The organism is Terriglobales bacterium, from assembly GCA_035764005.1.
GTDB lineage: Bacteria > Acidobacteriota > Terriglobia > Terriglobales > Acidobacteriaceae > Gp1-AA112.
Genome location: DASTZZ010000081.1, coordinates 1 through 11,615 on the forward strand (window position 1 = coordinate 1; position 11,615 = coordinate 11,615).

Consider the following 11,615-nt stretch of genomic DNA (forward strand, 5'->3'; position numbering starts at 1 on the left):
GCGAGTTGCTCTCCAGCATTGCTCGCCTCCGCTTCCTCAGCCACGCTCATGCTGCAACCTACAACCTTCGTTCGTCGAGCAAATCTCAGCGAACGGCAACCAGGGAATTCTTGCTCTGTCTCACCTCAGGGGGGCACCGCAAAGCACAGTGAATTACGTGAATTTCCAATGTAATCGCTTCTGGAAGCATGACCTGTGAGCCGCTCGACCGGCAACAATGGGAATCGTTGCAGGGAAAGCGGCAGCGAATTCCGATCCTGACTCTGGTGCACGTTCGGGGGAGGGCACCAGCCAGCTCAAGGTCCCTCGGGTCTCCACAAAAACCAGACCGGCTTACTCGGGAACAATGTTCGACGCCGGCCAATGCGACGGCTGGGCATTGACATTGTTCACGATGCCTACCGGTCCTTGCACCTCGTGAACCTCCACATTGAATCCATCCACTTCGATCAGAGGATCGTCTCCCTTTAAGTCTTTCGTCGCTGCCTCGATCGTGAGGCTGCGCGACTCGCCGGGCACAATAGAAATATAGTTATCGGAATAGAAGACCGGCAGCACGCGGCGTCCTCTCTTTTTCTGGTAAAGCTGAAGATGAGACATGAGCGCCACGTTGCTGCTGTTATTGTGCAACGTGACCGCGAGAATCGTATTCGGACCCTCAGTGCGAGCGGTGGCTTCGGCGTCCAGCGTGACCGTGGGCAGATCCATCAAGCCATCGAACTGGTCTTGTGCCACGTGCTGCCAATAGAAATTGGTCGAGAGAAGATTGCCAGCTGAATCCGTGAGATCGAGTTTCACGAAGTACAGCGGGCTGATGCGCGCATTTACTTCGATCTGCGCCGCCTTAATCGTCGAACTCGCAGGGACCTGCGTAACCGAATAAGTCTTGTGCGAGCTGAGCTTGCCGTTGAATGCATAAACCAGCACTGTAACTTTTAAATCGTTCAGCGCCGTAGGACGATTGTTGACGATCTCTATCCCGCGCAGCGCTTCATTCAACTGCACGTGCACGCTCTCGCCCGCCTTCTTGACCGCGTAGAGCGCAGCATTAGGTTCGAGATCGTAATGATAGATTTGCCAAACAAAACTTGGCTGCGCCGGGTTGCTCATCCAGGTAATCACGCCGGTAGTCTGTCGAAACATCGCCGCATTGCGTCCCTCGTACATCGCGCGAAAAGCCTCGTAAGTAGCGAGCTGTCCTTTGCGGACGAAATCGGCAAGATTCCGGATATGCCCATAACGCTCGGCCAGCGACTTGGGAAACTCATTCCCACGCTGCGCGCCCGCAGCCATGTCATGCTGCGCCCAGTCGTCGTTGATGGTTTCCCAGTCCTTCTCCGGCATCATGCCCTGAATCGATTCCATTGTGGGAATGGAAACCGAGCCGGTTTCCGTTTTGAAACTCTCGTTCAAAGCGTAGAAGAAACGCGGGGACCGCCAGTAATAAGGACCATGCGAAGAAACGCCCCGCCCTTCCGCGGAATTGGATTGATAAATCCGTGTCGAATCCAGCCGAGCCATCAGCACCTTCAACTGATCGTCGAGCGCCTTCGGCGGATAGCCTTCGTTGCGCGCACACCAAACCGCAATCGACGGATGATTGCGATAGCGCATCACCTTATCGGTAACATTCGCCAGATATGTGGGAATGTCGGCAACATCAGGACCGTCGCCCGGGTTCGGCTGAAAGAATTCGTCCCAAAGCAGAATTCCATATTTGTCCGCCGCATCGTAGAAATCCGGACTCGTACTCTGGCCCACCCAATTGCGGATCATGTTCATATTCGCCAGCGCATGGAGGTGAAACTTCGCATCGAGCCGCTCCCGCGAAATGCGCTTCATGCCTTCATCGAGTCCCCAGTTCCCGCCACGCACCATCACGCGAACGCCATTCACCGATATCGTGAGGTTCTCCGAGTCCGGCACCTGATATTCAATTTTCCGAATTCCGAACTGGCGCGTCTGCACATCAGAACTCGTGCTGCCGACGTTGAACTTCAACGTGAGCGTGTACAGATTCTGCGGACCATATCCATTCGGCCACCACAGCTTGGGATTATGAACAACCAATTCTGGCGTTGACTGCGGGTCGAGCGAGATCTCAGTCGATGCATTTGCCGAAACACTTACAGGCTTCTGAAACGTGATCTCGGGTGCTCCACCACCGACCGATTGGATCACGCCAGTGACCGTACCACTCACGGGCTTCGCAGTGAGGTTCTGGAGCGTAGCCGACACATGCAACTCAGCCATCTCATACGACGCAGACAAGTTCGAGGTAACAAAAGGATCTTTCACGATCACCGGCCCGGTGGCATCCATCGTGACCGGAAGCCATATGCCCGTGTCGCGATCGCGGATAGCAGGCAGCCAATCCCAGCCGATGGTTGAAAGGAACGTGGGACCATCAAGCGCCGTCTCTCCGCCATTCTTGCCCACACCCAAGGCCACCGTGTGCTCATGCGGAACCCCAGGATGCGGCTGCGGCGAGACGCGAACCGCGACGACCGCACTGCGTCCCGGTTTCACGAAATCCGTGACATCAAAGTCTCCCCGAATGAACGCGCCCTTCATCTCACCGGCCCGATGGCCGTTCACCCAAATCTCCGCGCTGTAGTTAATGCCGGCAAAATGAAGCCACGTGTGAAGTCTTTTGTGCGACTTAGGTACATCGAACGACGCGCGATACCAGTACGAAGTCTTGTTCAAGGACTCAGGAATCGCCCGCATGTTCTCGCCATAAAGCGGCTCCGGATAAACACCGTCGTTCACCAACGTTGTAAGCACTGTCCCCGGCACGGTTGCGGTGTACCAGTGATCCGGATGGAACTTCGCTGTAGAGACGACCTCAGCGGCGTCGCTGACCTTGCTCACGTCCTGCATCTGCCAGCCGGTAATCGTTTCGCTCGACGACTGCGCAAACAAACACGTTGCCGAAGCGCACGTAATGAATAGGAGAAGAAATCGGATCATTTCGGGAGTCCTGAATGAGGGAGTAGTAAAGATGCGGCGGGAGTTTTTTGGAAGATTTATGGTCATTCCGCTCGATGCGGCAGATTAGCACACCGCAAGCGTTCGTTTGCTTCAGTAGTGTCGTCTTATTCCGTCAATGCCTTCCTGCCGCGTTCGGTAAGGATAAATCGACCGTTTTCCCTTCGGATCAAACCGAGCCTTATGAATCCCTCTGCATCTTGCTCAAACTCAGCTTCGCTCGATGGTTTAGTCGTCCCGATCAAAGTAAGGATTGTCTTCGCCCCCGCTTCTTCAAGCGCCCATGTTATGTCTCGCTGCAAGGGTGTAAGTTTTAATCGACGCGGCATCCACAACATCCTTATTCGAATTCTCCTTCGACCCAATCGCCCTCGAATTTCTCGCAGGCCACGCAATCACAATTCTTCAGCGCTGGCTGCAACCAGAGGTCGTCCGGCCAGCGCCGACCGGAATGCGTACAGAACGATGGCGACAACCAGCAGCAGCACGATCAATGGCTTCGCAAAGTACCATGCATCTGGTCGCAGAACCGGAGGGTAAAAGAAGAGCAGATTCTCCACAAAGATAAAGGTTGTCAAAGCGACCAGCCCAAAACGCACAAACACAAATACAAACAGCAGCGAGCCAATCGCTCCCAGCGTGAGTTGCAAAAACAGCCCTTCGGAGTTGAACGAGAGAGGCCACACGATGGCAAACACCACGGCAGATGCGATCCAAGGCTGGCGAATACGCATTCGCAGCACGGCATACGAGAAGGCAATCGAGAGCGGCACGAGAATCGCGACCCAAACCTGACTGATGACTGAGGCCACGAAATGTGGCGTATCGCTGAGCACCGCGGCGGCGGAATACGGCCGAACTCTCGCCAGAGCAAACCACCACGGCAGGGCCGTGAACAAGAGATGAATCGTACTCACGAATAGTGCGGCGAGGCAGCCAATCAGCATGTCGCGACCGACTAAGCCGTCATTGAAGCGGCCAGTAAGCACGCGTGCCCATGAGATAAGCAGGTGCGGCGCATGTCGCCGCAGCGCCGGCTCGATAGCCACATAGGCGACCCACACCGCGATTGCAAGAATCAGCGTAAGGCCGGCGTTCGCAAGCACCGCGTTGACGATGCTCCGATGTGCGACCCAATGCTGCGCCAACAGCGTGTTGGCTGCGATCACGATCACTACGATGATGCTCAGCTTAGTGGCGCCGGACGGATCTCCGCGTCCAAGCCGCAGATTTCGCCGAGCTCTGATGCCGCCAAAAACCGGCAGCGCGACAAAAATGAGAAAGTTGAATATGAACTGGCTCACAAGTGAAGAGCCGCTACTCGCCTGCACCGTAGCCCAGGGACCAGAGACCGAGAACGCTACTGGCTTTCCACGCAACGACGCAGCCTCGACGTGCAACGGACTCTCGTTTGAAGTCGCCTCCCAGGCAGCTCGCGCGTCGAACGCGACATTGGGTAGATCATGCGGCTGGGTCGCTTTAAAGTCGGTGAAATTCCAGCCTCCTGCCGCAAACACCGCAGTCCAATCTGGAACGCCTCCTCGAGCAGGCAAGTCTTTGTCCGACTTCGGAGGTGCAGCGCGGAATTCCATCAGCCGCCCCAGTCCATCAACTACCGTCATGGTCATTCCGGGGACCGTCAGCGGCGGATCGTCCAGGCCGGGATTGTTGAATGAATTAATTGCGAACAGCCACTGCGGGCTGGTGCGATAAGCAAATCGATAGACATCTGGAACCGCGGAGTTGAGATGGCGATACCAGCCTGTCGGATCTATCTGTTCGCGCCATTGCACATAGCTTGAGGGAACGTAGAAGAACGTATAAGAGTCGGCAGCCGGGTCCGTATATCCAGCTTGTTTCGCGATCTGCTGCGCCCGGTCCTCCAATAGCTCACGCGGTTTCACCTCCGGCGCCAGGCCGATAAATGTGCCGCGGCGTGCCAGCGGAACATTCACAATGATCATTGCAACAATTGCAACGACGATCAGCGCAGCGGCGCGCACGGAAATGGCGATCTCCTCGCCCGCGGCCGCGACCATTTCGGGAGCAGGCGTCTCTCCAGCGGCCAACGCGGCGGCCAGCGGATCGCCGCCGGGAAGAGCTCTCGATACCTCAAGTGCCGAATTGGGACGGCGCGCAAGATCCTGCTCCAGGCAGCGAAGAATCGCCTTGCGCACGAGTGGATCGACCGAGCTGATGCTGGATGAGGATGAAGATGAAGACGAAGACAGAGACGAATATGAAGACGAACTCGAACTCCGGCTCCGTTCCGTTGTTCTAGATTTCGGCTCGCGTTCTCCGTGCGATTCCGATCGCGTCCATGCCGAGAGATTGTTGTCTTCCAAGGCGCGCTTGCCGGTGAACATCTCGAACAGCACAAGCCCAAGCGCGTAGATGTCAGTCTTAACGCTTGCAGGTGCGCCCGCGCGTTGCTCGGGAGCCATGTACGCCGGCGTGCCGGCGAATAGCAAGCGTCCGCCGATGTCTTCAGTACCGACTGCCAGCCCGAAGTCAGTGATGCGCGCTCTCCCGCGTCCGTCGAGCATCACGTTCGCCGGCTTCAGGTCGCGGTGCAGCAGCCCAGCATCGTGCGCAGCAGCCAATCCTGCACAAAGTTGATGCGCAAGTTCCAGACCTTTATCCGGAGGAAGCCGCCCAATTCGACGCAGCAGCGAAGCAAGGTCCTCGCCGTCGATGTACTCCATCGTCAGGAAAGTGAGGTCCTGAAACTGCCCAATGTCGTAAACGCGGCAGACGTTCGGATGGGATACCTGACGCGAATTGCGAACTTCGGCATGGAACATCTCAAGCCGGTGAGGATCTTCCGCAAAAGCACGCGGCAAGAATTTAAGAGCAACAGGATGGCCAAGCTTGAGGTCGTCCGCCCGATAAACCTCGCCCATGCCGCCACGCCCGAGCGCCGCAACAACGCGATACCGATCAGAGAGCACAGTCCCAGGAGCAAACTGCAAAGCCTCCGAAGAAGGCGGATTAGACGCTGGCGCCGAAGCTTTCGGCGTTACTCCTGCCAAAGTTTCGATTTGGGAATCGAGCGCCCGCCCGCCGCAGCGGGAACAGAACCGCTCAGCCGGAGCCAGGACGGAACCACAATTAGAGCAGGAACTCATTCCGAAGGGATGGAATCACGGTCGCGTGCAAGCCGTTTTTTCTCTGGCGATGTATATATGACCGCCAACCGAACTGCAAGAGCAGCCGTTTCAGCCCAGAACATGGCTTATCAGAACTGACAGAGCAGAGTGCCGGAGGCACGAAATATGAACGCCCAGCACGAAGTCCTGGGTGAGCAGTTCAGTGCCGGAGGCACGACATGTGAAAGCCCAGGACGAAGTCCTGGGTAACCCGCGAAAGAAGATCGAGTCCCGGAGGGACGACACCCAGAGAATTCATCCAAACACGTACCGTGGATCGTAGTCCACGTTATGCGCCTTCAACAGGGCAATAAATTCCTCTTCGAAGTTGCGTTTCTTATGGTGCCGTTCCTGATTGCGAATATAGGCAATCACGTCCTTCCGGCGTGAATCGCTCACACTAATGCTCCGTATCCTTCCTGCCATTCGAAAGCAGGTCCCATCCATTTTGACGAGTTCTCTTTTACCTTCTGAATCGCTGTCGAGTGTCCGATCATTCCGGGAAGTGCCATGAGCATGTGGATGTGATCGGGCATGCCGCCGATCGAAATCACGTTCACCTTATGATGTTTCGCAATGCCAATCATGTAGCGCCAAAGTTCCTCCTGACAATCAGGCGGGATGATCTTGGCGCGATTCTTTGTGCTGAAAACCGCATGAACGAGAACGTTTGAATAGGAATGTCCCATGAAAGAGGTGCCTCCGGGCATGGGATTGTAAATGCGTGGCGAATCTCGAATGTCATCCCAATCGCAAATTCAGTGCCGGAGGCATCCGTCTGAGGCGGATCAAGGCCTAGGATTGACGGAATGATCCCCGCGCAGTGCCGGAGGCACGACATATGAAAGCCCAGGACGAAGTCTTGGGTCAGCAAGAGAAACACACCGAGTCCCGGAGGGACGGCACAGATTCGATGATTCTGAAGATGAAGGAATCTTCGGGTCAAACGCGGGCGTTTAATACTTGGATGCCTCGCACGAACCAACGCGCACGAAGGTGCCGTCCCTCCGGGACTCGGGTCAAAACGCATCCTACCCAGGACTTCGTCCTGGGTTTTCACATTTCGTGCCTCCGGCACTTGCAATTAACCTGTACCACGAATTGTTGCCATCAAATCGGCGATCGACCGAACGCCGAAAGCCAATAGCCGACAGCCGCTTCCCTGCTAAACTACGCGCAACATTCCTTTTATGGGCCCGCTGCAAATCCGTCCTGGCGACAGGCTGATCAAGAACTACTACGAGAGCCTGCATCAATTTGGACAACTTGAATTCGACCACGAAGGCGCGGTCCGCAGTGCATTTCAGGCCCTGCTCGACACCTGGAAGCAGCGCCGGGGATTCTGGGAAGCCCAAAATTAGGACGGCCTCAATTCGATCCTTCTTCAACGAGCCGGAGCAGAAAATAAAGTTCATTGTCCTGCCTGAGATTGGCGCCATGCTCGCAGGCGACTTCCGCCGCCTTTCCTAGCAATCGGCCTCCAATTACAGCTGCAGCTCCTGCTGCAGCTGTAGCGATAGGAATTGGTAAACCACCGAAAGCTCCGAGCGCGACTCCAGCTGCCAATGTTCCCGCGCCTGCAAGCACGCGTTTGATTTGACGCTTCCGTTCGAGCATCACTTCGGTCCTCATCTTTGTGAGTTGCGGCTGGATACAACTCCTAAACATCTCTGCTACCTGCTTCTTGGTCGCGCCTTTACTGTTGTTAAGAATTTCTGTCGCAGTTTTGCTCAATGCTTCTCTGTAGGCTTCGAATGCATCCCGTTCTTCACGACGGATCCGGACGATTGTAGCGATCGGGAGATCCATTAGAAGCGGAACAGAATGAAGTAGACCCTGCATTGCATCCGTCTTCGCGCGTACCTGATCGTCCTGTGTAAGCCAATCCAAAATCATGGTTTCGCCCGCTCGATCAGTCAGGAAACGTGAACTGTGAAATCGCCCATAGGCAAGATAAAAGGTAGTGTCGTCAGCTATCGCGGTAAAGATTGGGGCGAGCATGGCGAGCTTCTTGTCTTTTGGCAGAATCTTTTTGCCGCTCGGATCAAAATCGCCAGCTTTTTCGTCGCCAGTTCGGACCTTCGTCAAAGAGTTGAACCAACTCGCCGTGATCGACGAACTCGGGAGGGCCATCTAGATAAACAGTGGAGCGACCCGTAGGAGACTTCTCAGGTAGCTGATATACCGCTTCAAATTTCGACGATTCCGCGAGTGCCATATGAGCTGCAACTGTATGAACAACCTCGATCAGGGTCTTCGCCCATTCAATCGTGTGTTCGCAGTGCATTGTCCGCAATACCGCTGGCTTCACAATTCCAGCGGTGATCAGGGGTCTGAGTCGGAGCAGACTGAATATATTTAACGCAAGCGACCTTCTGCATTCCCGAATGCTCTTTGCCCGGTCCGGCGCTGTTAACCGCAGAGGCATTGTCACGGAGTTCGCATAAAGCGCGGCATAACGAGCCAGAACCTCTAATTTCTGTGCCCGGCAATGCATCTGCTCGCACATCGAATCGCCCCGGAGAGAGGGACCCGCGAAGAAAGTGAACGGGTCCGGCGACTGAGCGGGAGCTGGTCGATGCTCTTTTAATTGAGTTTCATAAATTTCTGTGTACAGGGTTTCGTGCAGCTTTCGAAGATCGTGCGATTTAAGATCGGCGAGTTTCGGAATGTCCGGCTCGGAGACCAATCCATTGCGTTCCAAAATTTCAAACAACTTCGGCATGTATTCATTCTATGTTCGTCTACTCGCCAGACCCGATGAAGTGCATGATCGCGCGAGCTGCCGCGCATCCCGTTTGCGCCTGAGCTCTAGGGATTCGCCAAGGCAGGCGAGCGCCTCGCCGATCTGCACGTGAACTACGAAAAGCAGCCGGAGTATCCACTGGAGCGGATCGAGAATCCGAAAGAGAAGCTGAACCTGCGCGTAGAAAAAATGCGCCTCCACCCCACAAAGCAACACCGGCTTTGTGGGGACCCCGGCCTGAGCAAAGACAAGAGCCTGCTCATCTACAACAACTTCCTGACGCTGAAAGGCATCCCGCCGGAGACGTACGAGTACCGATTAGGGAACCGCTCGGCGCTGGAGTGGATCGTCGATCAATACCAGGTCTCATCCGACAAACGCAGCGGCATCACCAACGACCCCAACCGCGAAGACGACCCCGAATACATCCTCCGCCTCGTCGGGCAGGTGGTGCATGTGAGCGTGGAGACGGTGCAAATCGTGAAGGGACTGCCTGAAAAACTCGGAGGAATAGCAACCCCACTCCTCGAAATCTCGATGGAGTGGGCGTTGATGTTCATTTCGGAACTGTAGAGTTAGGGCGCTGCTCCGCTTTTTCCGGCACACTCGACGGAGGCTTGCTCGTTCCATGTGCACTAATGGTGTCGGACAGGGCGTTGATGACTTCTCGATGAGAGGTGGCGTTGGTCGCTGCTGCCGAAGCAGGGCCGCTCGTTTGAGGAAGAGATGAAGGAGCCTGATTCGGTTGACTCGGTGGCGGCTGACTAGGGTTCTGCTGTTGCTGAGGTGATTGCTGCTGAACGGGCGGCTTCTGCGGTTCTTGCGGTGGACCACCTTGCGGTTGTGTATTTGCTGTCGAATTAGCAGCCGCGGCGCTAATTACTCCTTCAGCTGTCAAAATATTGCCGTCATCGTATAACGCCTCAAGGTCAACAAGTGCGTCGGACATGCTGTAGCCACTCACCTCATTTTGCGCAAGCTTGTCTCGAATCATTTGCAATTGCTTTGTCCTCAGCGAGTCCATGACATTGAACAGCGATTCACGCGTCGCGTTATTAAAAAAGTTCAAGTTGACACTGCTGCGTGCGCCAGTAATACCAGCCGATGCAGCCCCGAACGCTGCCTTCGTACTCTCTCCTCCAGTCACGGCAGTTAAACCACTGAGAATTAAATTCGCAAAATCAAAGCCAGTGTCGAAGGAAGCACGCCCCACAAAAATCGCGTTTTTGTAATCTCGATATCCATTGTTTATTGCAACGATGATGCCGTTGGTGAGGTCATCTCGCAGAACTCGCTGTTGCGCATAAGGAGCATCCCGAACACTTAGGATTACTTTCTCTCGAGCCTCCGGATCAATTAACTCCGGAGGCGCAGTTGGATTGACGCGGGCGGCCCCCTTGGCGCGAGCACAACCACCTATTAGCGGAACAAAGAGCAACAAAACCCATGCGAATCGGAACCTCATGAAAATCACAGGTATTCTCCTAGTTTGTCTTCTGACCCACTGTGCCTGCGGAAAGACGGCAAGAGCCCCGCACAACAATGTGAATTTAGTTTGGGGGAATTAAGCCGGAACATAGTCGGTGAGTCGAACGAGGGTCAGAAGTTTTTCCGATCTGTGCTGAAATCCGGAATTTAGGAGTAATCAGCCAATAAATCGCCTTGAACTTTGTTACCAAAAGCTTTGAATCAACAGCAGTTCTTGTTGATACCTGGGGCATATTCCGAACCGGGGTTTTCACCGCTGTTCGTCATTTAATCGGCTCGCCTGTTACGCCATTCGTACAAAAATTAGAGAAGCAGCGATTTTTTGGCAGAGGAGGACAGAGCGAGACGGGTTCGGATCACTCTCTTCCGCTGTGGAACCAAGTGGGTTCTCAATTGCCCAATACCCCGCCTGAGACTAGAATCCGGCGATTATCGGATTACGAATTGATCTGGAGGAGAGGTGAGAACTCGAAACTTCTTGTTTGTTGTCGGATTGTGCCTGGTTGCGGTGGCCTGTTACGGCGCTGATCCCACAATGGGAACATGGAAGCTGAATGAAGCGAAGTCGAGAATTCCCAAGGGGCCGAAGAACAAGACTGTTGTCTATGAGGCTGCCGGGGACGACGTGAAGATCACCATCGACGGCGTCGATGGCGCGGGCAATCGTACGCATGATGAATGGACCGGCAAGTTCGACGGCAACGATTATCCTGTCACCGGCAATCCGCGTGAGGACACACGAGCTCTGAAGAAGATCAACGATCACACCTACACCGTCACGTCAAAGAAGGACGGTCAGACAACCGTGACGGGGCACATTGTGATCGATCCGGACGGGAAGACACGCACGGTAACGACGATGCGCACTGGTCCGAATGGGAAGAAGATCACCAGCAGGGCTGTTTACGACAAGAGGTGAGGGTCGAATAAGGGCAATCTCCTCGTCCTGTCATCCTGAAGGCCATCTTTTGGCCGAAGGATCTCCGAGAATGTTTCCGACGGAAATGCACTCGCCAGGCTCTTCGGCCAAGACTGTGGGTTCTTGGTGGAGGAGCCACATTGACTGCAAATTAGTTTGAAGCATCGCGGGAGATCCTTCGCGCAAAAGAAGCGCTTTGATTACATAACCACGACGGCTCCAGACGCCAAGTAGACTGAGGTTGCTTAAAGACCAAGTCGCTCGGGCGAAAGGAGCCAGTCATGTGGATTATAGGCTGTGATTTTCATCCGAGTGGTCAGCA

At 54.9% G+C, this 11,615-nt stretch carries 8 protein-coding genes and 1 pseudogene; 3 read left to right on the plus strand and 6 right to left on the minus strand.

Annotation, left to right across the window (positions count from 1 at the left end; translation table 11 throughout):
* Positions 1-333: 333 nt before the first annotated feature.
* The 4 genes from VFU50_13620 to VFU50_13635 all read right to left on the minus strand — a co-directional run bounded on the left by VFU50_13620 (position 334) and on the right by VFU50_13635 (position 6,829).
* Positions 334-2,973, minus strand: coding sequence for a glycoside hydrolase family 2 TIM barrel-domain containing protein (locus VFU50_13620; GenBank protein HEU5233897.1), 2,640 nt, complete (start codon positions 2,971-2,973; stop codon positions 334-336).
* Positions 2,974-3,386: 413 nt separating this feature from the next.
* Positions 3,387-5,942 (minus strand): serine/threonine-protein kinase, encoded by a 2,556-nt coding sequence (locus VFU50_13625; GenBank protein ID HEU5233898.1) that lies wholly within the window; start codon positions 5,940-5,942, stop codon positions 3,387-3,389.
* A gap of 453 nt (positions 5,943-6,395) precedes the next feature.
* Entirely contained in the window at positions 6,396-6,539 is a 144-nt protein-coding gene (locus VFU50_13630) for a hypothetical protein (protein ID HEU5233899.1), read from the minus strand.
* Complete coding sequence (locus VFU50_13635; protein ID HEU5233900.1) at positions 6,536-6,829, minus strand: transposase; 294 nt, start codon at positions 6,827-6,829, stop codon at positions 6,536-6,538. The genes VFU50_13630 and VFU50_13635 overlap by 4 nt, the downstream gene beginning before the upstream one ends.
* Positions 6,830-7,330: 501 nt before the next feature.
* On the opposite strand from VFU50_13635, the gene VFU50_13640 reads away from it, so the two are divergent.
* On the plus strand, positions 7,331-7,501 hold the full coding sequence (locus tag VFU50_13640) for a hypothetical protein (GenBank protein HEU5233901.1): 171 nt from the start codon (positions 7,331-7,333) through the stop codon (positions 7,499-7,501).
* Between the two features lie 7 nt (positions 7,502-7,508).
* Here VFU50_13640 and VFU50_13645 read toward each other — a convergent pair whose 3' ends face one another.
* Positions 7,509-8,228 carry a hypothetical protein gene (locus VFU50_13645; protein HEU5233902.1) on the minus strand — a complete coding sequence of 240 codons (720 nt, stop codon included), beginning with the start codon at positions 8,226-8,228 and terminating at the stop codon, positions 7,509-7,511.
* Between the two features lie 742 nt (positions 8,229-8,970).
* On the opposite strand from VFU50_13645, the pseudogene VFU50_13650 reads away from it, so the two are divergent.
* Positions 8,971-9,459, plus strand: a pseudogene (locus tag VFU50_13650) (type ISP restriction/modification enzyme).
* Here the strand turns inward: VFU50_13650 and VFU50_13655 are convergent.
* The gene (locus VFU50_13655) at positions 9,443-10,360 is read right to left on the minus strand and encodes a hypothetical protein (GenBank protein ID HEU5233903.1); all 918 of its coding nucleotides are present in this window, start codon (positions 10,358-10,360) and stop codon (positions 9,443-9,445) included. The pseudogene VFU50_13650 and the gene VFU50_13655 overlap by 17 nt on opposite strands.
* Before the next feature lie 474 nt (positions 10,361-10,834).
* On the opposite strand from VFU50_13655, the gene VFU50_13660 reads away from it, so the two are divergent.
* On the plus strand, positions 10,835-11,293 hold the full coding sequence (locus VFU50_13660; protein HEU5233904.1) for a hypothetical protein: 459 nt from the start codon (positions 10,835-10,837) through the stop codon (positions 11,291-11,293).
* Positions 11,294-11,615 lie beyond the last annotated feature (322 nt).

What these genes read in the sequence shown, in the direction of transcription:
- VFU50_13620 (HEU5233897.1), bottom strand. Translation starts at nt 2,973, where the DNA reads ATGATCCGATTTCTTCTCCTATTCATTACGTGCGCTTCGGCAACGTGT.
- VFU50_13635 (HEU5233900.1), bottom strand. Translation starts at nt 6,829, where the DNA reads ATGGGACATTCCTATTCAAACGTTCTCGTTCATGCGGTTTTCAGCACA.
- VFU50_13640 (HEU5233901.1), top strand. Translation starts at nt 7,331, where the DNA reads ATGGGCCCGCTGCAAATCCGTCCTGGCGACAGGCTGATCAAGAACTAC.